This is a genomic window from Pseudoalteromonas lipolytica, assembly GCF_001306915.1.
Taxonomy (GTDB): Bacteria; Pseudomonadota; Gammaproteobacteria; order Enterobacterales; family Alteromonadaceae; genus Pseudoalteromonas; species Pseudoalteromonas simplex.
Genome location: NZ_LJTC01000004.1, coordinates 99150 through 125101, shown reverse-complemented (window position 1 = coordinate 125101; position 25952 = coordinate 99150). Strand labels below are relative to the sequence as shown.

Sequence of the window (25952 nt, the reverse complement as noted above, 5' to 3'; positions counted from 1 at the left end):
ACTAGCTAAAAGTCATCTCAGGAATGTCACCAGAGACAATCAGTTTGCCCTGTGTCTTAGCAATAATCTCATCAACCGAGACACCCGGCGCACGCTCTAATAAATGAAATGCACCGTCTTTAATTTCTAACAGTGCCAAATCGGTGATCACTTTATTGATACAACCAACACCTGTTAACGGCAAACTACATTCGGTCAGCAGTTTTGATTCACCATGCTTGTTGGCATGGGTCATGGTACAAATAATGTTTTTAGCACCAGCCACTAAGTCCATCGCACCGCCCATTCCTTTAACCAGCTTTTTCGGGATCATCCAACTGGCAATGTTGCCGTTTTGATCTACTTCAAACGCACCCAGCACGGTTAAATCAACGTGGCCGCCGCGGATCATGGCAAAGCTTTCTGCGGAGCTAAATATAGCCGCCCCCGTTGCAGCGGTGACCGTTTCTTTACCTGCGTTGATCATATCGGCATCAACTTGGTCTGCACTTGGGTATGGCCCCATACCGAGTAAACCATTTTCAGATTGCAGCATCACTTCGATGCCATCAGGGACGTAATTAGCAACCGAGGTTGGAATACCTATACCTAAGTTAACGTAGTAACCATCCTGTAGTTCCATCGCCACGCGTTTAGCGATTTGTTCTCGTGATAATGCCATCAGCGTGCTCCTTATTGATTCTCTTGCTTAGTGGTAACTTTCTCGATGCGTTTTTCAAATTCACCTTTAATCACTCGGTCAATATAGATACCCGGCGTGTGAATTTGGCTTGGCTCTAGCTCCCCTGGCTCAACAATTTCTTCAACTTCAAGAACCGTAATTTTGCCTGCGGTTGCTGCCATCGGGTTAAAGTTCATCGCCGTATGACGATAAATGCAGTTACCGTAGCGATCTGCTTTCCACGCTTTAACTATCGCAAAGTCGCCTGTAATACTTGGCTCTAATAAATAGTCACGGCCATTAATATTGCGAGTTTCTTTACCGTCAGCCACCGGTGTACCGACACCCGTTGCGGTATAAAATGCAGGAATACCCGCACCACCAGCACGCATTTTTTCAGCTAAAGTGCCTTGCGGTGTGAGCTCAACTTCAAGTTCACCATTTAATAGTTGCTGCTCAAATAGCGCGTTTTCACCAACGTAAGAGGCAACCATCTTGCTGATTTGCTTGTCTTCAAGTAGCACTCCTAAACCAAAACCATCAACGCCACAGTTATTCGATACCACGGTTAAACCACGGGTGCCTTGACGTTTAATTTGCGCAATTAGCCCTTCAGGAATACCGCATAAACCAAAACCACCGGCTATCACTGTCATGCCATCTTCAAGGCCAGCCATCGCTTCGCTGTAACTTGTAACTACTTTATCAAAACCTGCCATTGGCTCCTCCTACTGTGCAGTCCAACCGCCATCAATGGCGATTGCTTGGGCGGTAATATTGCGTGCTGCATCGGCCATTAAAAAGCTAACGGTATGCAGGATCTCATCTAAGCCGATAAATGCTTTTTTCGGCATCGGTGCTAGCATAATTGTGTCGATCACTTGTTGCTCTGAAATGCCATGCTCTTTGGCTTGCGAGGCAATTTGTTGCTCCACAAGCGGTGTTTTTACATACGCTGGGCACACAGTATTAATCGTGATGTTGGCATCGCCCGTTTCAAGTGCCATGGTTTTAGCAAAGCCGATTAAGCCATGTTTTGCGGCGATATAAGCCGACTTATATTTAGACGCCACCATGGCATGAATTGAGCCAATATTAATGATGCGACCAAAATCTTGCTCACGCATGCGAGGGAGTACCGCCTTGGTCATCATCGCCGGGCCAACGAGCATAACTTGCTGTAAGAACTGCCATTTATCAGCCGGGAAATCTTCAAGCTTTGCCACGTGCTGAATACCCGCATTATTAATAAGTACATCAATTGGCTGATTAAGCTCAGTGAAAAACTGCTCTATTGCATCACTGTCTGCCACATTAAGTGCATACCCTTCGGCGCTACCACCTTGCTCAACAATGCCTGCTGCCGCTTGTTGTGCTGCTTGCTGATTTAAATCAGTCACAATAATAGTGTGACCTTGCATCGCCAGTTGCTGGGCAACATATAGACCAATACCACTGGCTGCACCGGTAATTAAAACTGTTTTGCTCATCGGGCTACTCCTCTAAAAACTCACTGATAAGCTGCGCTTTCGGGGCGATTGAGAAAATGCCATCAAGGTGTCCCCAGCCCCCTTCTATTTCTGAAATCTCAACGTCTTTACCTGCCGCTTTCATGGTGTCAAACACAGTACGCATGTTTTCAGGGCGAAGCAGTAAGTCGTTCGTTGCGGGTAGTAATAATGTTTTGGCAGAGACATTTTTAAGTGCCGTTGTTAAATCACTTTGCATGCCAGCGGTAAATAGTTGTGATGCCCGGACCAAATAAAGTACATGGTTGGCATCTTGTGTTTTCGCTCGTGCCATTGCGCGCTGAGCGAGTACTTGGTTTAACTTAGGCAAGGTACGAATATCTTTTAATGCACCTTCATCCAATACATTAAAGTCAGGGAAGCTCGCGTTATAAATAATTGGATGCATCGCATCTTGCGTAATATTAAGCATGGTTGCCGCTAAGCCATCTAACGGGCGCTCTTTACCGTAGTAATTACCTTGCTGCCAGTTTTTATCTAAACGAATTGGTAACGCCCATTTTTCAAGTGCCGCGACTGTCCATGCATCCATAGTTGCAGCGCCAATCACATGAATTAAACGCTCTACTTTATCTGGGTAACGTGTTGCCCACTCAAGTGCTTGAAACGAGCCCATTGATGCGCCCATCACAGCATGTAATTTAGTGATACCTAGGCTGTCGAGTAAGCGCTTTTGCACATTCACAAAGTCAGTAATCGTAACCACAGGAAAATCTAAGCCATAAGGTTTGCCTGTTTTTGGATTAGTTGATGCAGGGCCTGTGGTGATTACATTTTCATCATGCCAGTTGGCATTCACTAAGGTATCTGAGCTAATCACATAATATTTATTCGTATCGATAGCTTTACCTGGGCCGATAATCGCATCCCAATAACCCGGTAGGGCGTCATCCGCTTTATATTTACCTGCAGCATGAGAAGTACCAGAGAAATAGTGAGTGATTAAAATCACGTTATCTTTATTGGCGTTTAGCTTTCCATAGCTTTCCCAGCCAATATCAACTTGATCTAAAGTCACACCAGACACAGTGGTAAAATCTTTTGTCGTAAAATGCTGTTTTTCCACCAGCATGGTGTCGGCTTTGTTTGCAGCGCCAAACGCGGTGCTGCTAAATACAACCAGCCATAGCAAAATTATTAATTTGGTTTTCATTGCTGTTCCTTAAAAGAAAATAAAGAGTCCGAGTGCCAATGCGACACCGATAAGCGGAATGACCGCCGTCAGCGCTGCCATTGACCAATACGCTCGTTGATGCGTTTCTTTACAGATAGCGCGTATTGTTGTGACCACATAACCATTATGCGGCAAGGTATCGAGGGCTCCAGAGCTAATTGCCACTACACGGTGCAGTTGTTCAGGGTTTACACCCATGTCTAAATAACCCGGTGCGACAAGCGGTAATGCAATGGCTTGTCCGCCAGAAGCAGATCCTGTTAAGCCGGCAATTACACTCACCGCAACCGCAGCACCAACCAACTCATTCCCCGGCATATGGGTCATCACATCGACAGCGGCGGTAAATGCCGGTGATACTTTCGCCACAGCGCCAAAACCAACCACAGCAGCGGTATTACCGATTGCCACTAAAGCGCCGGTTGTACCAACATTAATAGCGTTACCCATATCGTGAAAATGCTTAAAATTGATAATCACAATACTCAGTACACCACCAAGCAAAGCGACAATAAGCGCGGTTTGCTGCAGTACATCATGTAGCGTAAATGATAAAAGTAGCACCACAATAAGCGGGATCACACCCGTGATTGGATGCGGACGACGACGCTCAATAATGACAGGATCATCATCACGCGCTTCAAAGGTTTCGCCATTAGCAACGGCTTTTTTGATCATCTTGTTCAACCAAAAGTAACCTGCTGTCGCCATGAAAATAGCGACCACTAAGCTCACTTCCCACGCTGCATAGGGTGACGTACCAAGGTGCTTAACCGGGATCCAGTTTTGAATTTCTGGCGAGCCTGCCGAAGTCATGGTAAAGGTCACCGAACCAAATGCCAGCGTTGCTGGAATAAAGCGGCGCGGTAAGTTTGCATCTTTAAACAGACTTAATGCCATTGGATAAACGGAAAACGCAACAATAAAGACGCTCACGCCACCGTAGGTTAAAACAGCACAGGCAATCACAACCGCAAGAACGGCGTGCTTCATACCTAGTTTACCCACAATGTAGCTTGCAACACTGTCTGCAGCACCGGTGTCTTCCATGAATTTACCGAACAACGACCCCAGTAAGAACATAAAAAACCACGCACTTAAGAAGCCTGCAAAGCCATCCATATAGGCGTTAATAAAGTTTGTATCTGCCGATACAGGGAAAATGGCCATGCCACTACTAAGTGCAACTAACAGTGCACAGATTGGCGCAGCGATAAATAAATTTACCCCACGCAGCGTTAAAATGATCAGCAGTATTAAACCGCCTAACAGTCCTATCATGCTCAGCATAGACATTCCTATAATTATTGTTATTACACAGATGAGGTGACATCGGAATAATGCTTTCAGTCTTACCCTAAGCGTTCAAAAAATACATAACACTAAGGTACTATCTGCTTTAAAAATAGCTTAATTGCTTGATAAATAAAGGGCTGTGACGGGTATAGCACTATGGTACTAATTCAATTTTTGCAACTATCTTCTACATTAATTGACAGGTGACACGGGCAAATCTTATTCAGTCTTCGGCAACATCGATGTGAGTGGCCATAAGACTAATGACAACAATAACAAGGAATACAACATGATAAAGCTTAACCCAAAAGTCGCGCCACTTACTCTGGCTGTATCACTTGCTTTGGCAGGTGTCAGTGCTCAAGCGGCAGAACAAGCCGAACCTGCAGCAAAAAAAGGTGAACTTGAACGTATTCAGGTAACAGCACGTAAAACTGTTGAAAACCTGCAAGAAGTGCCAGTCGCAGTCACTTCAATTGGTGCTGAAGAGCTAGCTGAAAATGGCATCGTCGTCATGACCGAAGTTCAGCAGTTCTCGCCAAATACCACCTTACAAGCAAGCCGTGGTACTAACTCTACAATTACTGCGTTTATTCGTGGTGTAGGTCAGCAAGATCCACTTTGGGGGTATGAGCCAGGCGTAGGTATTTATATCGATGATGTTTATCTTGCTCGCCCACAAGGTGCCGTGCTTGATCTGCTTGATGTGCAACAAATCGAAGTATTACGCGGCCCACAAGGGACGCTTTACGGTAAAAATACCATTGGTGGTGCAATTAAATACGTCACCAAAGAAATGAGCGGTGATGCTACCTTAAATATACAAGGCACTGTAGGTAGCTATAACCAAAAAGATTTAAAAATCACTGGCCAATTACCGATTGTTGACGAAAAACTTTACGTGGGTTTTGGTTTTGCAACGCTTAACCGTGATGGCTTTGGTGAGTTTTTAACATCGGCTCTTGATAACCAAGACCGCGAAAACTACAACAAAGACGTAACCGCAGCTCGTGTTACACTCGAATACACACCGACTGATGACTTATTCTTCCGCCTCGCGTGGGATAAAACAGAAGACAAATCAAACGCAAAAGGTGGTTACCGTTTACTACCTAGTATTCTTACCGATGCACCAGTTCCAGACAGCGTGTATGACTCATACACCAGCTTACCAACATGGAATAAAGTTGAACTCGAAGGCTACAGCCTAACTGCTCGTTGGGATATGACTGACAGCACTAGTATTAAATATATTGGTTCAAGCCGTGAGAACTACTCACCAACGAATATCGACTTTGATAACACGTCACTACAAATTTTCGACGTACCTGCTATTTACGATGATGAGCAAACGACTCATGAGTTACAGCTAAATCATCAAGGCGATAACTATAAACTGGTTTCGGGTCTTTACTACTATGATGGTGAATCTTGCGGTCAATTTGAGGCTATTTTAGAAGATTTAGGCATTAAATTAGGACTTCCGGGCTTAACTCGTGAAGTAAGCGGTTGCAGTAATTCAAACAGTAAAGCCGCCTATATTCAAGGTAGCTACGACTTTAACGACCAATGGTCAATGACACTCGGCGCGCGCTACACCAAAGACAAAAAAGAAGCACAGGTTAACAACGGTTTAGTGTATGCAACAGTTTACCCAGAGTCAGGTTGGGTACCAGGTTACATTCGCCCAGATGGCCAGCTTGTCCCAACGGTACTCGATGATGAAGAAGAATGGTCACGCTTCACACCGCGTGCGGGTGTTGAATACCAATACAATCGTGACATCATGTTCTTTGCAAGTTACGCGCAAGGCTTTAAGTCAGGTACTTTCAACCCACGTGCAACCACTGCAGAGCCAGCAGCAAAACCAGAAATCGTTGATTCATTCGAAATCGGTATGAAGAGTGAGTGGAACAATAACTTACGCGTAAACGTTACCTTATTCACCCTTGACCATAAAGACCGTCAATATATTTCGGTATTACCGGGCGACAGCGCTGCAGATCTAAACCAACGCTTAGGTAATATTGGTGAATCTAAATCAGATGGTATTGAGCTTGAACTTAACTATGTTGCAACAGAGTCACTCAGCTTTGATGCGTCAGTGGGTTATATCGACAGTAGCTTTGATAAGGTAATTGATTTTGACCCAGTTACCGGTGAACAATTTGATAAATCAGACCGCTTTACGGTATCAAACACACCAGATTTAACCTTTAATCTGGGTGCAACGTACCGCATGTACACAGAAATGGGTGACTTTGTTGTCAACGGTAACTACTACCACAGAGGCGACTACGCGCTATTCGAAGAAGATAGCCTATTAACGCAAGATGCTTACGGTATCTTTAATATGGGTATTACTTGGTACAGCACAGATGGTCACTGGACGGCTGGTCTTTACGGTAAAAACTTAACGGATGAAGAGTACATGATTGGTGGTTACCAGTTCGTAGCACCTGATCCAACAGACCCAACAGATACCAGCAAATACACCCCAGGTTTAGGTGGTGATAATACCCTGATTGGTTACTACGGCGACCCTCGCACTGTAGCCTTCACTGTTGGTTACCGTTTCTAAAATAGAATCTAAATCCTTGTGTGAGAAAGGTTTGTCTGAAACTTCCCCTCAGGCAAACCTTGTTTCAAAAGGCAAAATCACTTATAACATAACGCATTGGAGAATCGAGGGAATGTCTTTAGCTGTGAACACCATAATCGCCGATGATCACCCGTTATTTAGAAGTGCGCTGCGTCAAGCTGCCGCGACATCAGTGCCTGAAGAACATATTAAAGAAACCAGTGACATTGATGGTTTGTTTGCACTGTTAAGCGCTCATCCTGAGATTGAACTGATATTTTTAGACCTTACGATCCCAGGTGCAAATGGCCTGCAAGCCCTTTCGCAACTGCGTAACCACTACCCTGATATCTTGGTAATCATGGTCTCTGCCAATGAGACACCCGCCATAATCAAACAAGCGATGAGCCTTGGCGCTGCTGGCTATATTCCTAAGTCATCTTCTTTAGATGTTATTAGTGAAGCAATTAGTCATGTACTCAATGGCGACACTTGGTTACCACCTGAAGTAGATTTAACCGATGTGGTGATCAACGACGAACAAAGCGAATTTGCTCGTAACCTCGAAAAACTAACTCCGCAGCAATACCGCGTACTTGCAATGATTGCCGACGGTTTATTGAATAAACAAATCGCCTTTGAAATGTCGATTCAAGAAACTACAATCAAACAACATGTGTCAGCGATTTTACGCAAACTCAATGTCTATAACCGCACCCAAGCAGGCATTTTGTTTAACCAGCTTTCGCAGGTTGGCAAAATCGAAGAAAGCTAATTTAAGCATTCACTCCCAGTTTTAAAACTCGCTTTCCCAGTAGTGGGAAAAGCTCACGTTGCAAAAGATAAAAAGCTATTACTTTTCAACACCTTAACTTTTGGCACAAAACTCGCCTTAGCTATTCCATGATTATTTATATTTCTCAGTATCATGGATTTAGACAGCACACTAAAACGCAAACCTCAGCAATCAAAAGCTAAAAAATGGCTGGCTGTTGCAGCCATTGGCGTATCGGCTCTTGGCGCTTTAATGGTGTATCAATGGACAACCCCCACTGTGGTTGCTGCAAGCCAGCTGCAAATAGCAACCGTAGAACAAGCCGATTTTGTGGTAAAAATACGTGGCTTTGGTCGTTTAAAGCCAAAGTATCAACGTTATTTAACCAATACCGACACCGCAATGGTCGAAGCTATCCATGTATACCCCGGCACTATCGTTAAAAAAGACACGGTAATTTTAAGCCTCGTCAACCCACAGCAAGCGCAGCGTTTATCGGTCGCTCGGCTAGAACTTGCTCGCCAAAAAGCCAGTGTTAATGAGCAAAGAATTAACCAGCAAAGTGAACTACTTGAGCGCCAAGCAAATCTCGCCATATTAAAAAGTGAGCTGCAAAGTGCAGAGCTTAGAGTCGATGCTGAAAGCAAACTGATCGAGCAAGGGATTGTTTCAAGCCTCGATTACAAACGAAGCATGCTAAACGTTGCACAGCTTACAGAGCGCGTAAGTATCGAGCAGCAACGCCTTGCACAGCTTAAAGAAATGCACTTACAACGTAGCAAAATACAGCAAGAACTATTAAGCCAATTTGAGCTTAATTATCAGGTTGAACAACACGCCTTTGATCAGCTGCAAATAACAGCAGGCATCGATGGCATGCTGCAAGAATTGAATGTTGAACTTGGCCAAAACCTCGTGCCCGGTACCCGCCTTGCGGTGGTTGGCTCCAATAAAGCACTCAAAGCAGAGCTAAGCGTTAAGCAAGCTGATGCCGAAAAAGTAGCACTCAATATGGCAGCGAAAGTTAACACTTTTAGCCAAGCAGGCCATGGTGACGTTGATGCCAAAGTCACCCGAATTGACCCTATTGTTACCGATGGCCGAGTTATTATCGAACTTGATTTACAGGGCACACTGCCCGCCAATGCCCGCCCAGATTTAAGCATTGAAGGCTATGTGGTTAGCAACATTATTCCAGATGCGTTAACCATTAATGTACCGCAAAAAGCACAAGCTCACAGCGAAGCCACGCTGTTTAAACTTAATCCAAATACCCAGTTAGCAACGCCAACCAATATCGAATTTGGTACACTCAGTGACAATCAAATTCAACTTTTGAGCGGTGCCACCGTGGGCGAACAGCTGATCATTTCAGACCTTTCTAAATGGCAGCATTTGGCAACAATAAAAATCGAACAGGACAGTTTATGAAAACCAACACGCTTATCTCATTAAACAAAATCGCCAAAGTTTATCGCGGCCAAAATGTTGAAACCTATGCATTAAAAGACATCAGCCTGAATATTAACCAAGGTGACTATATCTGCATTAGCGGCCCATCTGGCTGTGGTAAATCGACGCTGCTGTCATTATTAGGCTTACTCGATAGCCCAACTGCTGGCGACTATTTAATTAAAGAAGTCGACACAAAAACCCTTGATATGGATCAGCAAGCTGAACTTAGAAACCTTCACATTGGTTTTATATTTCAGTCGTTTAACCTAATTGATGAATTATCGGTGTTTGACAACGTAGCACTGCCGCTCACTTATCGAGAGCCAGCCATGAGCCCAAACGAAATTGAGCTTGCTGTAAAGCAAGCCCTTGATGAAGTTGAGATGGGCCACCGCTCTCAACACAAACCAAATCAATTATCTGGTGGTCAGCAACAGCGTATTGCTATTGCCCGCGCACTGGCTGGCAAGCCAAGCATTTTATTGGTGGATGAGCCAACTGGTAACTTAGATTCAAAAAATGGTGATGCCGTCATGGACTTGCTTGATGAGCTGAATAAAAAAGGCACCACGATTTGTATGGTAACCCATGATTTACGTTATGCCGGACGTGCAAAGACGCAACTTAAATTGCTAGATGGTGAAATTGTTTCTTACTCTGAAGCACGCCAAGCATCTAGCAGCGACAATACTGAGCATGCACTTGAAAGCGCTGAGGTGATGTAATGAAATTAACCAAAACACGCGCCCAATTTAGCTTAGCGTGGGCATCATTAATGAATGCTCCGGGCTTTGTAACAGCAGTTATCGCAACGCTTGCTTTAACTCTTGCCACCTTGTTTGTGGTGCTTAGCCTTGTTAACAGCTACTTTTTAAAGCCCCTTGATGTGTACGATGAAAGCCGTATGGTGGTGGTTGAGCAATCACTTACTTATGATGACTACGATGCTACCGGCTTTCAAAGCTATCAGTCGATGGTGCATTGGCTTAAGCATAATCAAAGCTTTGAACAAAGTATGATGATCAATGCGGGTGAGCAAATCTTTGCAAACCTAGATGGCGAACCGAAAGAGCCTGTGCTGTATGTTGGCGGCAACTATTTTGACTTATTAAACACACCATTTTTAATGGGACAAGGTTTTGACCTTGGAGAAACACTCGAAACTCCTGATGACCGCGTTGTTATCTCTGCTAACTTCTGGCGCAAGCATTACAACAGCGACCCGAACATTATTGGTAAAACACTTTCAGTCATGGCGGGTGAAACCGATTACGTTCACCGTATCGTCGGTGTTGTTGATGATTCATTCAGCCCACCTTACATGTTTAAAGCAAGTGACGTTGAAGTGTGGTTTCCATCCAGTGCGGACCGCCGTTTCTTTCACAATGACGATTGGCAAAGCCCGTGGACAAACACTTTTAAAAACCTAAAACTGATTGCAGTTTTAAAGCCTGGGGTCACCATAGATCAAGTTAAAGTCGATTTAAAACAGCAAATTGATACGGTTAAATCAGAGTGGCTAAACAATGGTGGTATCACCGATGTAAAACCTGAAGTAACCCCGTATCGTGACGTTGAGCTGGGTAATAACGATGACTTAAGCTTAATGATGTTAGCCGGTGCAGTAGGGCTACTGATTATTGCGGTACTTAATGTAAGCACGTTGTTTTTCTCACGCGCTCTTGCTCAACATAAAACCCTCGCCTTACAGGCGGTATTAGGTGCAAAACGCAGCACGTTATTTAAAAGTATCTTTTTACAATCACTGATTTTAATGACCTTATCGGTAAGCATTGCGCTGTTTTTATCGGTATGGGGCATACGTTTATTTAAAGTACTGGCAGAAGGCCGATTACCACTGGTTAATAGCTTGGCCGTGGATAGCACGTTAGTTATTGTTGCCATCATACTTTGTATTGCTCTTGCTTATATTTTCTCTGTAATTACAGCGCGTTTGGTAAATTACAAAACCCTAAATACGCAAATGCAGAACAGTGGTAAAGGCGGAGTTTCGCAGGTATCTGGCCGCACAGTGCGTATTTTAATTGGCTCACAAATGTTTGTTGCCGCGCTGCTTGTGAGTTTTTCGGTGATGGTAGTGAGTAAAGCCATGGGCACGATTAACCGCCCACTCGGCAGTGATACCGAGAACCTATATTTTGCCAACCTTTTCCAGCCAAATAATCAGATGTCATTGGCTGAGCGCTACGAACATATGCTGCAATACAAGCAGGTTTTGCTTGATAGCCAAGGCATTGATGATGTTGCCCTGGGTCACAGCCCTGTTTCGCAAAGACAAAACGCCAACACCTTGACTGATGTAAACGGTAAAAGCTCAATTTTCTTCCCTAGTCAGTGGGTAGGGCCTGATTACTTTGCGTTAGTTAACACCAAAATTCTCGCTGGCCGCACCTTTAGCGAACAAGCTATACGTGGTGAAACTAACGAGATACTGGTATCGGTCAGCGTGGCTGAAAACTTATTACCAGGCCAAGACTATCGAAATATCATCGGCAAGAGCTACCAAGGCTTAGAAGAAAAGATGTATGAAGTGGTGGGTGTAACCGAAGATTTTAATCACCCTAAATACTACGATGAATCGTTTGGTCGTCACATTTGGTGGCCAGCAACACCGTATAGCTACATGTTTACTATCAAAGCTTCTGATGGCGTTAAGCTGACTAACAAACAAATACTTAATACGCTAAAAGAAAAGAACAGCGACTTAACCATGTGGCAGTTTAATGACCTGCAACAAGAGTACGACAATTTACTGTATATGAGCCGACTGACTGTGGTTCTGTGTAGTACCTTAGCGCTATTTACTCTATTATTAGCAGCAATCGGTATTTTTGGGGTACTAAGCTACAACCTGGGTCTGCGCCGTTATGAGTTTGGTATTCGTATGGCATTAGGTGCGAAAAAAGCGCGCTTATTTAAGCTGATGAGTGTTGAAGCTATTATCCCTGTGCTCATTGGCTTTGCGGTTGCTCTCGCCGCGGTAATGGTGGGTTTTTACATGTTACAAGGACAGCTCATGTCTTGGCTGATACTTGATGTAAGACTGCAATTACTTGCTTGGAGTATTACCTTATGTATTGCGCTATTCGCTTGCTTTAGACCTTTGGTTTTACTGCTTAAAGCAAAACCTATGGCCGCACTACGTAACGATTAACAGCACAAAATGGTGGCTTAAGTTTTAACTTAAGCTACCTCAACAGGATAATAAGAAAACATCATGGACAAAATCTTAGTCATAGACGATCAAGCTGATGTGCGTCTGGCTGCTACTGTTGCATTACAACAACTGGGCTTACATTGCCTTGAGGCCGAAGGCCCTGAACATGCCCTTGAATTATTAAAATCGGAGCACATTAGCCTGATTTTGCTTGATATGAACTACAAGCTCGACACCACCTCAGGTGAAGAAGGGTTACGCTTTTTAAAGCAACTAAATCAATTAGGTTCGACCATACCTGTCATTGTCATGACCGCATGGGCCAGCATTGATGTCGCTGTTAAAGCCATGCAATTAGGGGCTGTCGACTTTGTTGAAAAGCCATGGAATAACTTACGCTTAACCGCCGTTGTGCAACAACAACTCAAGCTCAAGCAAAGTAATCACGACAACGCGTGCTTAAAGGCGCTTACCAGTGACACACAAGCACATTACATAGCTCAATCAGAAATCATGCAGCTGTTGCTTGCCAAAGCTGAGCGCGCAGCTAAAACCGATGCCAGCATTTTAATTACCGGCGAAAATGGCACTGGCAAAAGCTTATTGGCACATTATATTCACCAGCACTCACTCAGAGCTGATAAACGCTATGTAAGCGTGAATGTTGGCGCCATTGCCCCGACGCTATTCGAAAGCGAATTATTTGGCCATAAGAAAGGTTCTTTTACTGATGCCAAAGAAGACCGACTAGGGCGTTTTGAAATTGCCGAAGGCGGCACCTTATTTTTAGATGAAATTGCGACTTTAAGCCTTGAGCTACAAAGTAAAATGCTTCGTGTGCTAGAAAGCAAAGAATTCGAAGTGCTAGGCTCAAGCCAAACCAAAACCGCCAATGTTCGCATTATTTCTGCCACCAATAGTGAATTAGCTACGGCCATTGAGCAGGGTGAGTTCCGCCGTGATTTATTATTTAGACTCAATACCATTGAACTACACATTCCACCGCTTCGCGACAGAAAAGACGATATAGCTCCTTTAGCTGAACACTTGTTGTTAGTGCATGGTAAAAAATACCAACGAGCGAATATGGCGCTCAGTGATGACGCCCTAAAGACGCTAAAAAATTACAGCTGGCCTGGTAATATTCGTGAGCTAAGTCACTGCATTGAACGCGCGGTGATTATGAGCGATAACAACAATATTCAAGCCAATGACCTCATTTTAGATCAACCAAGTTGCGAGCAAACAAATAGCAATGCCGAACAGGCTTTGCCACTATTGCCCCTTGAAGAGCTTGAAAAACAGATGATTCAAAAAGCACTGCTGCAATTTAATGGCAATGTTATCGCCGCAGGAGAGTTTTTAGGATTAAGTAAATCGGCTATTTATCGTCGCATTGATAAACATCAGCTCGATTTAAAAGAAGTAGAACGCTAAATGAGTAGCAAGTTGTCGTTAGAGCTGCGTGTTCGACGCTATTTTTATATGGTTATAGCGGTGCTATTAACGCTTGGTATTGCCCTTTCGCTCAGCTTAAAACTAGATTGGTTTGCCAGTATCAGCCTATTATTGCCGTTTATCGGGATAAGCGCTTTTGCTTTAATTAAAAGCTACCGTGCGATCACCGATGTGGTTGAACGCTTTGGCCTGCAACTAGATGCACTGGCAAATGACGAAAGTAATAGTTGGCATTTAGCGTCTTACCAAAGTGGACGAGTTGCAGCGCTTAAGCAAGATTTTGCCAAGCTCAGCAATAAAATAGCCAAGAACAAACGCCATTATATGCAAACAGAAGAGTTTGTTTTTGAGTTTGCCAGCATGCTGGACTTACCCATCGTTATACTAGACCCCCATGGCTTGATTTACTTTAGTAATAAGGCGTTTATCAACAGTATTAGTCATCGCCAGATTGAAGGTAAATCGGCCAGCGACTTAGGCATTGCACTGCATGATGGCGAATGGCGACAAAACAGTGACTCACTGTTTAAACAACGCTTTCAAATCTCATCGCAGACTTTTTGGCGGACCGGCAGAAACTTTGAATTACTAACCTTCTTTTCAATTGAGCAACAGCTTCGCGATAACGAACAACTTGTTTGGCAACGTTTAATTCGCGTGTTGAATCATGAAGTACGTAACTCACTCACGCCGATTTATTCAATGAGTCAATCATTGCAAACCCTCAAGCGCCAAGGACAAATTAGCAGTCACGATGATCTCGCTCAAGATATGCTGCAAGTAATAGAAAAACGCGCTCAGCACTTGCTTGATTTTGTAGCCAGTTACAGTGCGTTTGCCAAGCTACCACCCGCACAAAAGCAGGCAATCAGTAGCGAGCAATTAAACACGCGTTTAAGTGCTATCTTTCCTGAACTAGTGATAAATAGCAGTGAAGAGTTACTTATTAATGCCGACTTCGGCCAACTAGAACAAGCATTAATAAACCTGATAAAAAATGCTTTTGAAGCAGACAGCAATTCAGCCCCTACCCTCACTTGGTCAAGACAAGGTGATAACTTAAATATTGCAATTAGCGACCAAGGTTGTGGTATTCAAAACCCCGATAACTTGTTCGTGCCATTTTACTCAACCAAAGCAAATGGCACAGGTATAGGACTTGTGATCACCCGAGAACTTGTGCGCAACCAAGGTTTTGAGTTATCGATAAACTCAAAACCCCAGCAAGGCACACAAGCTATAATTACTGTGCCCTGCTAACTTATTTTACAAATGTGGCTTTCACACGCTTAGATAAACCTAAATAAAAAGCAAAACTTCAGTGCCATTTTCTAGGCATTTATATGAGCCAAATTAAAAAAGCCCTAAATAGTGAATTTTATTTGGCTCAAGCCGCGAAATTCAGTAATTTGTCATATAAAGCTAAACGTAATTAGAAAATAACAATGAAATGGATGCACTTACAACTTAAGCTACTGGCTGTTTTTTTATTCTTTGTGAGCTGCTTTGCAGCCGCAGAAGAGTATCAAGTTGCGCCCGCAGCTAACTGGGTAAAACACCATAAGTTACTTACCCCTGAGATACCTCGAGACCAAATACGAGACGGGACTTTCTACCTAATGCTCGACACTCAGCTTCAGGTATCTGAGCAAGCCCCACAGCAACGCTTTAATCGTACTGTAATGCAAGCGGTCAATCAGTCTGGGGTTGATTATATTAGCCAGCTGAATATTGATTTTGACCCAAATTATCAATCTCTTACGCTCAATAGTTTAGGCATTATTCGTGACGGCCAATATATAGATAAACTAAATAGTGCCGAGCTACAGGTGTTACAACGCGAGACTGACTTAGCAAGTCGTATATACAATGGCACCTTAAGCCTAAATGTCATTATTGATGATATGCGGGTCATGGATATTTTAGATTACAGCTATACGGTTTCGGGCAGTAACCCGGTTTATCAGCACTTCAGCACCAAGCGCACACTGAACTGGTCGGTGCCGATAGTGCAGCAATTTATGCGGGTAAAGTGGCAAAAGCCTACGCCCTTATATATCAACTTTATGAATGGCGAGTCGCCAGTTACTAAAACCAAGTTAGATACGGGCTTTGACTACCAGATTAGCCAACACAATGAGCCGACCCTTAGCTCTGCAAGCGAAGTACCGCATTGGTATTCGCCTTACAAGGAAGTGTACTTTTCTGAAGTAAATAATTGGCAAGAGGTAGTCAATTGGTCGTTACCTTTGTACCAATCTGCCATCGAAGTGAGCCCTGCTATTGAAACAATTGCTCGTCAAATTAAGTTTCAACATGCCGATTTAGAGTCTCAAATTGTGGCTGCCCTGCGCTTTAGCCAAGACGAAGTACGTTATTTGGGCCTAGAAATGGGCACCAACTCGCATCAGCCTACTCCAGCATCAGAAACTCTGGCACTGCGCTATGGCGACTGTAAAGACAAAACCGTCTTGCTCATTTCTTTACTTAAAGCGCTCGGGGTAGAGGCTCATCCTGCTTTAGTTAACACTGAAGACCGAAAACGTACTGCTAGCTTACCGGTCTCTCCTAGCTTATTTGACCATGTCATTGTCACCTTAGAGCATCAAGGTAAACGTTATTGGCTTGATCCGACCATTTCGTATCAGCGCGGCGATTTAGAAAATTTAGCTCAACCGAACTACGATGTAGCGTTAATAATAAAGCAAGGTGAAACAGGCTTTACAGATATGTTCACAGAGCCTGCCCTAAAACGCATACAGGTTTCTGATAATTATCAGATCCCAGAAGGTATTGATGAGCCAGTTAGTTTCTCAACTCAATATAAATACGGTGACTTTGAAGCAATTAGCCGCCGCAGTTCAATCGCTAAAAACAGCTTAAAAAGCATAGAAGATGATTACCGCGAATATTATCAAGATACCTACAAGGGCTTAAAAACTGCCAAACCTATGCTGGTTGAATCCCCAGAGGACACCGGTCAGCTAATTACCAATGAGCACTATACTATTGATGACTTTTGGCGACCTGAGGGTAATGATTTTCAAAATGACTTTTACGCCAGTGAAATTCAAAACTCAGTTTATAAGCCGGAACAGCGAGAGCGTAACAATGCACCAATGTGGTTTCGTTACCCAAATAATATCGAAACAACCATAAAGGTTACGTTTACGGACTCTAATTGGCAGTTTGATGATGAGCAGGCCACAATCGATAACCCATTTTTTCATCTCGAGAAACGCGTGACATTTAAAGACTCGGTGTTGACCTTATACTTTGATTACAGTGCTAAGCAGGATCATATTCCAGCCGATCAAATAGACCTTTACCTAAGCGAGCGTAAAAAACTCAATAACGCGACCCATTACGGCATCATTAAATACGGCACAAATAGCGCCACAACCACACCAGCGGATGACGAAACCAACTGGTATAGCGTTTTTATTTTAAGTTACTTAGCGGCAATCATCTTTTTCATCGCGGCTTGGCGTTTTGAAGTTCGAAAACGTCCAGAATTTGAAGGTGCGCAGTTTTACCCTGTAAGCAACAGTAAATTTTACCTTTATAGTTTATTCAGCTTGGGCATATTTATTAATTACTGGAGTTATCGCAATTGGAAGTTTATTAAGCAGCAACAAAACAGCCATATGATGCCCATTGCCCGAGGTATTTTTGCGCCTTTATTCTTTTTTGCACTGTTTCTTCAACTTATAAAACATAGCGAACAAACCTTTAACAAAAATAAAATATTACCAACTGCGGTTGCTTTTGTAATTTGGCTAATGATTATTGTATGTGAAATAGCAAGTTCACTAGGTGACTATGGTATGTGGCTATTCTTAATCATTCCTTTATTGTGGCTACCAATTGTTAACTACATTCAAAACCTGAACCAACCTAAAGATGCGTTAGAGTACAACTCAAAATGGCGTGCAAGACAGCTGCTAATTTCTGTATTCGCGACGCCTTTACTACTTTATGGGCTAATTGCTGAATTATACTTATTGCCTAATTCAACCATAATTACAGGTGACAAACTTTGGTCTTATCAGGTTAACTTTTTAAAGCGTCAAGAGATTATGCCTAGTGATGAAAATGTGGAGTATTTTTATAGCGATGCATTTTTTGATTTCAGAGATGATGGCAATGGCATGACGAAAAATACGCTTTTTAGTTACTGGAAAAATGAACAAGGTGTAATTGAAAAAGATCTGCTCTACTTTAATGAAATAAAAGAAGTGAAAGCAGACTATGCAAAAAGTCCTCTAACAACATCTTCACTTACCGTTATTGATCATGACGGTAATGAGATGCTTTTATTCTTAAGCAATGAAGACGACCTAGATAGACGCTTTGTTGCCAAGGTTAAGCAACGCCTCAAAGAGTCAACCTTAGCAACTGAGCAAAACGCAGATTAAGTCAGTCGCTTAATCATGCGTTTTAAGGCGGGCGCTTTCAGAGGCTTATAAAGCAATGGATAGCCCGCATCGAGCACTAACTCGCGTATGCCTTCATCATGATTCGCGGTATTAACGATGGCTGGTAAGCGTGTTAGTGCCGCTTGCTCAATCACTTCAAGTCCCGTTACTCCATCATCAAGCTGATAATCAATAATCAACAATTGCGGCAGGGCTTGACTTGCCTTTAACTGCTCAAGCTCCGCTAAGTTAGTGGCTATTGAAATTTCACAGCCCCAATTTTCGAGTAGCTGCTTTAATGCCTCTAACACGTTGCGGTCGTTATCAAGCAACCAAATACGCAATTGCCCCAGCTCTGTTTCTTGTGATGCCTCAGCGCCTTTCGCTTGCGCAGGCGCAGTACTCACTCTGCAAGGCAGAGTTAGAGTAAATTGCGTGCCTTTACCAAGTTCAGACCCCATCACTAGGGGTATTTTAAGTAAGTCACATATACGTTTAGTGATTGCCAACCCTAAGCCTAAACCCTCGGCGCTTGGTTTTGCACCAAGCTGTTTAAACTCTTGGAAAATAGTTTGTTGATCGCTCGATGCAATACCAATCCCTGTGTCTTCAACAATAAAGGATACATGGTCATCGTCGTACTGCATTTTTAAGCGCACTTCACCTTGCTCGGTATAACGAATCGCATTACTCAAAAGGTTACGCAGCACTCGTCGCAGCAGTGCTTTGTCGGTATGCAAGCGCACATCACAGGTTTCAATAATGAACTTTAAGCCCTTTTCACGGGCAAGGGCTTCGTAGTCATTACGAAGAGGCTCAACCAACGAACTGGCTGCAAACTCGCTCATTTGTACTTTAAATGAGCCTGAATCAAGCTTAGTTAACTCTAAAATACTCGATAATAACTCTTCGGCGCTGCCCAATGAATTCTTAATATTCATCGCCAGCTCTTTAAGTTCGGTGTCTTGGGCTTTTTCATTCATTAAAGAACAAAACAAGCTCGCAGCATTGAAAGGTTGCAGTAAATCATGGCTAGCAGCGGCAAAAAAGCGCGTTTTACTGACCGTTGCTTGCTCCGCCACTTGCTTTGCCATCGACAACTCTTGGTTTGCTTGAGTCAATGCCAAGGTGCGTGCTGCGACTTTTTCTTCAAGGCTAACATTGGCTTCGGTTAACGCTTTTTGTTGTTTTACGAACTCGGTGATGTCGGTATAGGTTGTTACAAAGCCGCCACCTGGCAGTGGGTTACCTTGCATTTCAAACACGCGACCATCATTGTGCGAGCGCTGGTATTTATAAGCACTGCCTTGGCGTAAATAGGCTAAGCGTTTTTCAACTTCGCTGGTCATGCTCTCGCCGCTAAATAAACCGCGCTCGGCATTAAAACGAATAATGTCGGCAACCGGGCGGCCTATGTAAAGCGCATCATCTGGGTAGGCGAACATGTTTTTGTAGCCTTGGTTCCAAGCTACCAAGCGCAGCTCACTATCAACTACACTGATCCCTTGTTGAATATTTTCGATTGTTGATTGTAGTAAATCACGATTAAATTTAAGCACTTGGCTTGCTTCGTCAACAAACTCGGCAACCTGCTCTAAAGGCTGGCGCTGCTCATTTTTCGCCACATCTAAAATAAGTCGTGCCGATGCGCCGCCGATCACCGCTGACATCTCGCGCTCAACTAATAGTTCTAACTCAACATTGGCAGGACGTTTCCACTTACTTTTATCATCTGGAAAGTAATGATTTACCAACGACTGCGCCGCTTCTTTTTCAGCAAACCGCTGCATCAGTGCACCTAGATCATGGTAACTCAAAGGCTGTAGATGATTACTCACTCGAGAATCACTAAGCTGCGACACAAACTTATTGCTCTGCAAGCGTTCAGCTAAGGTTGCTCGACTAAATAACGGTACTAAGAAATACACTAAACAGTTCGCACCTAGCGATAGCAATAAAGCTTGGCTAATGCTTTCCATGCCTAATGAGAATAAGTCGGTTGGCGCTAACCAGCTTATTCCCCACGGTCCATTCACAAGCCATAAGCTATCGCTTCCTAAGCCTCCGGCGATATTCGGTAGTAAAAGTGTGTATCCCCAAATAATAAAGCCGCTTAAAATCCCCAATTGCGCACCGCGACACGATGCTTGTCGCCACCATAAGCCTATGATCATGGCCGGCGAAAATTGCGCGACTAAAGTGAACGACATCAACCCCACATTGGCAAGGGTTGTACTTTCGCCTAGCACTCGGTGAGTGAAGTAACTAAGCAATAGAATCAATACGATAACGATTTTACGCGCATGTAATAGGTTGTTTTTATCAAGCCCGCGACTACTCGATGTAAGTTGCGAGCGGCGTAAAATAAATTGGTTAATAAAGTCATTAGTGATCATCACTGAAAGCACAATTGATGACACTATTACCATACTTGTTGCCGCTGAAAAGCCACCTAAAAAGGCTAATAACGCCACAAAGGCATCATCAGCTGCCATAGGTAAAGCCAATACAAAGGTGTCGTAGCCGACTTCTTGACCTTGAAAGTAAATTAATCCGGCATATGCAATCGGTAGAATAAACAGGTTAATAAGTAAGAGGTAAATCGGAAATAGCCAACGCGCCGAGGCCAGCTCTTTATCGTTATTTTTTTCGATAAAGCTCATGTGGAATTGTCTTGGCAAACATAAGGTCGCCAAAATACCAAGCAAAGTATGAGCAACATACACATAGGTTGGACTTTGTGTGGCAGCCACTTGCTGATCAATATTTAGGTCATGCGCTTTTTCAAACAGCGCCACTGGGCTGTCGAATAGAGCAAAGCACACATACAAACCCACCGCTAAAAACGCCAACAACTTAACCACAGACTCGAAGGCTATACTGGCAATCAAACCTGGATTATGTTCGCTGGGCTTTAACCGCCTCGCGCCGAATAAAATAGCAAACAGTGCCAATACGATCGTGATGTAAAAAGTACTGTCGGCCCATACTTCATGGCTTTGTGTGGCAGCGCGGTCGGTAAGTAAGTTGATACTTTGTGCAGTTGCACTTAGCTGTAAAGAGATATAGGGCACAATGGCAATCACTGAAATCAATGAAATGAGTCCAGACAAACTCGACGACTGACCATATCGAGTCGCAATAAAATCTGCCATTGAGGTTATTTTTTGCTGCCGACAAATATGCGCTATGCGGCAATAGACTTGCCAGCCAAAAATGAATAACAAGATAGTGCCTGCATAGGTCGGAGCCAACCACCAACCGTTGTATGCAGCTTGTGCTGTGGTGCCAAAGAACGCCCAAGAGGTGCAATACACTCCAAGCGATAAACCATAGGTTAAGCCTTTAAAAGGCAATACTTTTCTTTTATCAGCCCAGCCTGCAACCGCAAATAAAATTGCCAGATACACAATTGCAAGAAGGCTTATTGACCAAATTGAGAACATCGCATGTGATTATTTTAATTGTTATAGCCCCAGCATAGTTTTTATTGCACGTAATTTACAGCCTAACTTTAGTGCTAATGCATTGTATTACGGAAGTTTAAAAAACAAACACAAAGAAATGAGAATTATTTTCAATTGAGTGTTGACAGATATGTAAATCTAATTGATAATCACTATCAACAAGACGATAAAGTACTTGTTCGGAATAAACTGATTTGTTTCTCGACCCTGAAACACGTGTGGCCCACGATAAAGCTAAGATCGCCTGTTGCTAATCGCAACGCCCCTTGATATTGGCAACAGGTGATCGCCCTACTATTTTACTTGCTACATTGCTCATATCGGTGACGGTAGATATGAAACTCAAAAAGCCCTTACAGGGCTTTTTTTATGTCTGAAATTCGTACAAAACCTGCAATAAAACTAAATGAGAATTATTTTCAAAAAAGTATTGACAGCATCACAAACCTAATTGATAATTAATCTCAACAAGCCAAGCGAAGTATGATGACTTGTTGAGATTGAATTTGTTTCTCCCCAGAAACGCGTGTCGCCACGTTAAAGCTTTAGCTTATATGTTGCTAATCACAACGCCCCTTGATATTGGCGACATATAAGCGACCCTACTTATTTTACTTGCTACATTGCTCATATCGGTGACGGTAGATATGAAACTAAAAAAGCCCTTGCAGGGCTTTTTTTATGTCTAAAAGTTAATGCGTTAACTTTATCGACGGTTCTTACGTGCACGTGCACGGCGTTGTTTTTTCTCTTCTTCTTTAGCGGCTTTTTTCGCCTCTGCAGCAGCGCGAAGCTGTGCAACCATTTGCTCTTCTTCTTCACGCATGGCCGGTGTTTCCATGGTAATACGACCAATAATGCCATCGCGTAATTCGTTGATAAGAATTTCAGACATTTTGTAAGTGTCGATTTGATTGCCACCGCGGATACAACCACGCTTTTTACCTGCCATTTCAACAAACTCCCAGTCAGACTCTGGTAGCTCATCAATTTTATAGCGGCTTTTTAAAAGCTCTGGGTATGCATGCAGTAAATATTCAGCGGTGTAACTTGCCACTTCTTCGTAGTCGATAGCGGTATCACGAATAGCACCGGTTGCCCCTAAACGATAACCAGAGTTTTCGTTCTCTACTTTAGGCCATAACATTCCCGGCGTGTCGTAAAGCATAATGCCATCGTCAAGCTTAATACGTTGCTGCGCTTTGGTTACCGCAGGTTCATTACCTGTTTTTGCCACGATACGGCCGGCCAAGGTATTAATAAGAGTTGATTTACCAACGTTTGGAATACCCATGATCATGGCTTTAATTTGTTTATCAGCGCCTACTTTATGCGGTACTAATTTTTTACAAAGCTCATTAATACGGTGCACTTCACCTGCTTTATCATTACCAAAATCAATCGCTTTCACACCACTTTGCTGCTCAAAGTAATCTTTCCAAGCTTGCGTTAATTTAGGATCTGCCAAGTCCGCCTTATTCATGATTTTGATCACCGGCTTATCGCCACGCAGCGCAGTAACCATTGGGTTTTCACTACTGTAAGGAATACGGGCATCAAGTACCTCAATGATCACATCCATCTGTGGCATGATTTCTTTAATTTCGTTTCGGGCTTTGTTCATGTGACCCGGGAACCACTGGATGGCCATTTTTAACTCCTACAAGATAATTTCACGGTATTTTAACTGGCTCGGCAACGAATTGCGCTATAATGACGCAAATTTTTTCAAGTAAGCAGTTATGGCTCTTAAATCAACCATTATTAAAGCGCAATTATCGTTAAGCGATATGGATCGCCACATTTATCAAGATTTCAATTTAACTCTGGCACAACACCCATCAGAAACCGAACAACGCTTGATGATCCGCTTGTTGGCTTTTGCACTAAATGCCCGTGAAGGCTTAGAGTTTACTAAAGGCTTATGCGCCGATGATGAGCCTGAGCTTTGGCACATTAACTATAGCGAAGAAATTGAATTATGGGTTGAGCTTGGTTTACCTGATGAAAAACGCCTGAAAAAAGCCTGCAATAAGTCGAAGCAAGTTGTTTTATATACCTATGGTGAAAATAACCAAGCGATTTGGTGGCAAAAACATCAACCTAAGTTGTATGATTTTAAAAACTTAAGTATTTTTAGTCTCGATTATGCTGCGACTCAGGCATTAGCCGACTTAGCTGATCGTAATATTAAGCTCACTATTACCATTCAAGATGGTGAAGTATGGGTTAGCTCAGACACAGCAAATATCGAAATTAAACCGCAACAGTTAATGTAAGGAATGCGATGGCAATTAGGCAGGTTGTAGTATTACACGGACTATATATGTCAGGCTTTGTGATGCGCCCTTTGTGTGCGCGTCTTGAAAAGTCAGGACTAAAAATACTCAATTTGACCTATAACACGCTCTCTCCCGATAGAGCGGCGATTTTCGATAAGATTGATCGCTTTATTGGTGGTAAACCTACCGCCTTAGTTTGCCACTCAATGGGCGGCTTGGTTGCTCGCGCTTACTTAGAGGCCAATTCTCTTCAAAGCCGCCATGTCGAAAAGGTGATCACCTTAGGCACCCCGCATAAAGGCAGCCATATTGCCAAACAAATGCAGCAGAAGGGCTTTGAAATGCTGTTAAAAAATAGCGTGGAGTTTCTATTATCTGAGAATGGCAATTGGCCGTTTAATGCCAAGCTTTATAGTATTGCTGGTGACTTACCCATAGGGCTAATGCCACTGATTGCTAAAGGCAGTGTCTCTGATGGTACAGTTTTGATAGATGAAACCAAGCTCAATGGCATGGCAGAACATAAGGTGTTTCATTTGAGTCACACCAGTATGATCTACTCACGCCAAGTGATGGATTACATTATTAAGCTTATAAATCAAAGTGAGTGATACTTTAATCTTCAGCACTTGCAGCCACTTTATATGAGATTAAAACAATGATCCCTAGGATCAATGGTACAGGTGCAGCAATATAGCCAAAGGTATCAAAGTTTGCGAAGCTAGCACCAGCTAGATGGCCTACCAAACCGATAACAAATGCAAGTAATGCGATCACGACAACGACTATTTCAGCTTTGTTTTCTTTAACTGTTTTACCGTCCATTTTTCTTCTCCTGGTTAAATGCGGTAAAGTCATTATGCGCTTCTGGTTCGTTGTTTTTTTGACCTAAATCAAGTTCTAAATCAGCGTGTTTCTCAGCAGGTGCAAACCTTGTTTTAGATCATACTTTCTGCCTAATTTTAAAATATTCGTAAAATAAGGTAGATTTTTTGCTCAGTTGCCCCAAGTCTATTAAAAGTAATTCAAAGTTATATTGATAGTGCATAAATGGACAACACCAACCTTTGATAGATAAAACCTATCACTGTGTTCGAATTAAACCATTTTACAGATTAACCAAGATGGCTAATACTTAACACCAAGCACTAGCAAGTAAACACTTAACGGTTTTTTTAAGGAGCAATCTATGTCACAGGTAAATGCAATTGGTTTAAACAGCGCAAAAAGTGAAGATATCGTAAATTCACTAAACTCTTTACTAAGCTGCTACCAAATTCAATATATGAACGCACGCGGCTTTCATTGGAATATCAAAGGTCGTAACTTTTTTGAATTACACCTTAAATTTGAAGAAATTTATAACTTACTACTTGAGAAAGTAGACGAGATTGCAGAGCGTATTTTAACGTTAGGTGGTACACCGGTACATGCATTCTCTGAATACATTGAAGCAAGTAAGATCAGTGAAGCTAAAAATATCACTGAAGGCACTGCTGCAGTAGAAAACCTTTTAGCAGGTTACAGCACGCTTATTCAAATGCAGCGTGAAATCTTAGCACAAGCTGGTGATGCAGATGACGAAGGTACAGCATCATTAATGGGCGACTACATTAAAGAACAAGAGAAACTTGTTTGGATGTTAAAAGCTTACCTAGGTTAATATTCAGAATTGACA

At 42.9% G+C, this 25952-nt stretch carries 19 protein-coding genes; 11 read left to right on the top strand and 8 right to left on the bottom strand.

Annotated elements, in window-relative coordinates:
• Nucleotide 1: 1 nt before the first annotated feature.
• The 5 genes from AOG27_RS07130 to AOG27_RS07110 are packed head-to-tail and all read right to left on the bottom strand — an operon-like array spanning nt 2 to nt 4654.
• Nucleotides 2-661 (bottom strand): 3-oxoacid CoA-transferase subunit B, encoded by a 660-nt coding sequence (locus AOG27_RS07130; RefSeq protein WP_054552328.1) that lies wholly within the window; start codon nt 659-661, stop codon nt 2-4.
• 11 nt (nt 662-672) lie between these two features.
• Nucleotides 673-1380 carry a CoA transferase subunit A gene (locus tag AOG27_RS07125; protein ID WP_054552327.1) on the bottom strand — a complete coding sequence of 236 codons (708 nt, stop codon included), beginning with the start codon at nt 1378-1380 and terminating at the stop codon, nt 673-675.
• A 9-nt stretch (nt 1381-1389) separates the two neighbouring features.
• The gene (locus AOG27_RS07120) at nt 1390-2151 is read right to left on the bottom strand and encodes a 3-hydroxybutyrate dehydrogenase (protein ID WP_054552326.1); all 762 of its coding nucleotides are present in this window, start codon (nt 2149-2151) and stop codon (nt 1390-1392) included.
• Between the two features lie 4 nt (nt 2152-2155).
• The gene (locus tag AOG27_RS07115; RefSeq protein WP_054552325.1) at nt 2156-3343 is read right to left on the bottom strand and encodes an E22 family MetX-like putative esterase; all 1188 of its coding nucleotides are present in this window, start codon (nt 3341-3343) and stop codon (nt 2156-2158) included.
• A gap of 9 nt (nt 3344-3352) precedes the next feature.
• Complete coding sequence (locus tag AOG27_RS07110) at nt 3353-4654, bottom strand: GntP family permease (RefSeq protein ID WP_054552324.1); 1302 nt, start codon at nt 4652-4654, stop codon at nt 3353-3355.
• A 295-nt stretch (nt 4655-4949) separates the two neighbouring features.
• Between AOG27_RS07110 and AOG27_RS07105 the strand changes: the two genes are divergently transcribed.
• From AOG27_RS07105 to AOG27_RS07070, 8 genes are all read left to right on the top strand, one after another.
• Nucleotides 4950-7241, top strand: a complete 2292-nt coding sequence (locus AOG27_RS07105) for a TonB-dependent receptor (RefSeq protein WP_054552323.1) — start codon at nt 4950-4952, stop codon at nt 7239-7241.
• Between the two features lie 112 nt (nt 7242-7353).
• The gene (locus AOG27_RS07100; protein ID WP_054552322.1) at nt 7354-8016 is read left to right on the top strand and encodes a response regulator transcription factor; all 663 of its coding nucleotides are present in this window, start codon (nt 7354-7356) and stop codon (nt 8014-8016) included.
• Nucleotides 8017-8169: 153 nt separating this feature from the next.
• Nucleotides 8170-9447 (top strand): efflux RND transporter periplasmic adaptor subunit, encoded by a 1278-nt coding sequence (locus AOG27_RS07095; protein WP_054552321.1) that lies wholly within the window; start codon nt 8170-8172, stop codon nt 9445-9447.
• Entirely contained in the window at nt 9444-10196 is a 753-nt protein-coding gene (locus AOG27_RS07090; RefSeq protein ID WP_054552320.1) for an ABC transporter ATP-binding protein, read from the top strand. Before AOG27_RS07095 ends, AOG27_RS07090 begins: the two co-directional genes overlap by 4 nt.
• The gene (locus AOG27_RS07085; RefSeq protein ID WP_054552319.1) at nt 10196-12646 is read left to right on the top strand and encodes an ABC transporter permease; all 2451 of its coding nucleotides are present in this window, start codon (nt 10196-10198) and stop codon (nt 12644-12646) included. Before AOG27_RS07090 ends, AOG27_RS07085 begins: the two co-directional genes overlap by 1 nt.
• Before the next feature lie 63 nt (nt 12647-12709).
• Nucleotides 12710-14086, top strand: coding sequence for a sigma-54-dependent transcriptional regulator (locus AOG27_RS07080; RefSeq protein ID WP_054552318.1), 1377 nt, complete (start codon nt 12710-12712; stop codon nt 14084-14086).
• Nucleotides 14087-15367, top strand: coding sequence for a sensor histidine kinase (locus tag AOG27_RS07075; RefSeq protein WP_054552317.1), 1281 nt, complete (start codon nt 14087-14089; stop codon nt 15365-15367). It abuts the gene before it with no gap.
• 185 nt (nt 15368-15552) lie between these two features.
• Nucleotides 15553-18525, top strand: coding sequence for a DUF3857 domain-containing transglutaminase family protein (locus tag AOG27_RS07070; RefSeq protein WP_054552316.1), 2973 nt, complete (start codon nt 15553-15555; stop codon nt 18523-18525).
• On the opposite strand, the gene AOG27_RS07065 is transcribed toward AOG27_RS07070, so the two are convergent.
• Both AOG27_RS07065 and ylqF read right to left on the bottom strand, forming a co-directional pair.
• Nucleotides 18522-21971, bottom strand: a complete 3450-nt coding sequence (locus tag AOG27_RS07065; protein WP_054552315.1) for a PAS domain-containing hybrid sensor histidine kinase/response regulator — start codon at nt 21969-21971, stop codon at nt 18522-18524. The genes AOG27_RS07070 and AOG27_RS07065 overlap by 4 nt on opposite strands.
• A 727-nt stretch (nt 21972-22698) precedes the next feature.
• Nucleotides 22699-23643, bottom strand: coding sequence for a ribosome biogenesis GTPase YlqF (ylqF, locus tag AOG27_RS07060; RefSeq protein ID WP_054552314.1), 945 nt, complete (start codon nt 23641-23643; stop codon nt 22699-22701).
• Between the two features lie 91 nt (nt 23644-23734).
• Between ylqF and AOG27_RS07055 the strand changes: the two genes are divergently transcribed.
• Nucleotides 23735-24271, top strand: a complete 537-nt coding sequence (locus AOG27_RS07055; protein ID WP_054552313.1) for a YaeQ family protein — start codon at nt 23735-23737, stop codon at nt 24269-24271.
• A gap of 8 nt (nt 24272-24279) precedes the next feature.
• A complete protein-coding gene (locus tag AOG27_RS07050) occupies nt 24280-24885 on the top strand; it encodes a DUF7379 domain-containing protein (RefSeq protein WP_054552312.1) in 606 nt (201 codons plus the stop codon).
• Nucleotides 24886-24889: 4 nt separating this feature from the next.
• Here AOG27_RS07050 and AOG27_RS07045 read toward each other — a convergent pair whose 3' ends face one another.
• On the bottom strand, nt 24890-25099 hold the full coding sequence (locus tag AOG27_RS07045; protein ID WP_054552311.1) for a hypothetical protein: 210 nt from the start codon (nt 25097-25099) through the stop codon (nt 24890-24892).
• Between the two features lie 364 nt (nt 25100-25463).
• Here AOG27_RS07045 and AOG27_RS07040 point away from each other — a divergent pair, with 364 nt between their 5' ends.
• Nucleotides 25464-25937, top strand: coding sequence for a Dps family protein (locus tag AOG27_RS07040; RefSeq protein WP_054552310.1), 474 nt, complete (start codon nt 25464-25466; stop codon nt 25935-25937).
• The last annotated feature ends 15 nt before the right edge of the window (nt 25938-25952 follow it).

Excerpts from the sequence above, each read along its gene's own strand:
- AOG27_RS07080 (WP_054552318.1), top strand. The coding sequence starts at position 12,710 with ATGGACAAAATCTTAGTCATAGACGATCAAGCTGATGTGCGTCTGGCT.
- AOG27_RS07115 (WP_054552325.1), bottom strand. The coding sequence starts at position 3,343 with ATGAAAACCAAATTAATAATTTTGCTATGGCTGGTTGTATTTAGCAGC.
- AOG27_RS07050 (WP_054552312.1), top strand. The coding sequence starts at position 24,280 with ATGGCAATTAGGCAGGTTGTAGTATTACACGGACTATATATGTCAGGC.
- AOG27_RS07090 (WP_054552320.1), top strand. The coding sequence starts at position 9,444 with ATGAAAACCAACACGCTTATCTCATTAAACAAAATCGCCAAAGTTTAT.
- AOG27_RS07065 (WP_054552315.1), bottom strand. The coding sequence starts at position 21,971 with ATGTTCTCAATTTGGTCAATAAGCCTTCTTGCAATTGTGTATCTGGCA.
- AOG27_RS07120 (WP_054552326.1), bottom strand. The coding sequence starts at position 2,151 with ATGAGCAAAACAGTTTTAATTACCGGTGCAGCCAGTGGTATTGGTCTA.
- AOG27_RS07110 (WP_054552324.1), bottom strand. The coding sequence starts at position 4,654 with ATGCTGAGCATGATAGGACTGTTAGGCGGTTTAATACTGCTGATCATT.
- AOG27_RS07130 (WP_054552328.1), bottom strand. The coding sequence starts at position 661 with ATGGCATTATCACGAGAACAAATCGCTAAACGCGTGGCGATGGAACTA.
- AOG27_RS07045 (WP_054552311.1), bottom strand. The coding sequence starts at position 25,099 with ATGGACGGTAAAACAGTTAAAGAAAACAAAGCTGAAATAGTCGTTGTC.
- AOG27_RS07095 (WP_054552321.1), top strand. The coding sequence starts at position 8,170 with ATGGATTTAGACAGCACACTAAAACGCAAACCTCAGCAATCAAAAGCT.
- AOG27_RS07085 (WP_054552319.1), top strand. The coding sequence starts at position 10,196 with ATGAAATTAACCAAAACACGCGCCCAATTTAGCTTAGCGTGGGCATCA.
- AOG27_RS07100 (WP_054552322.1), top strand. The coding sequence starts at position 7,354 with ATGTCTTTAGCTGTGAACACCATAATCGCCGATGATCACCCGTTATTT.
- AOG27_RS07040 (WP_054552310.1), top strand. The coding sequence starts at position 25,464 with ATGTCACAGGTAAATGCAATTGGTTTAAACAGCGCAAAAAGTGAAGAT.
- ylqF (WP_054552314.1), bottom strand. The coding sequence starts at position 23,643 with ATGGCCATCCAGTGGTTCCCGGGTCACATGAACAAAGCCCGAAACGAA.
- AOG27_RS07070 (WP_054552316.1), top strand. The coding sequence starts at position 15,553 with ATGAAATGGATGCACTTACAACTTAAGCTACTGGCTGTTTTTTTATTC.
- AOG27_RS07105 (WP_054552323.1), top strand. The coding sequence starts at position 4,950 with ATGATAAAGCTTAACCCAAAAGTCGCGCCACTTACTCTGGCTGTATCA.
- AOG27_RS07075 (WP_054552317.1), top strand. The coding sequence starts at position 14,087 with ATGAGTAGCAAGTTGTCGTTAGAGCTGCGTGTTCGACGCTATTTTTAT.
- AOG27_RS07125 (WP_054552327.1), bottom strand. The coding sequence starts at position 1,380 with ATGGCAGGTTTTGATAAAGTAGTTACAAGTTACAGCGAAGCGATGGCT.
- AOG27_RS07055 (WP_054552313.1), top strand. The coding sequence starts at position 23,735 with ATGGCTCTTAAATCAACCATTATTAAAGCGCAATTATCGTTAAGCGAT.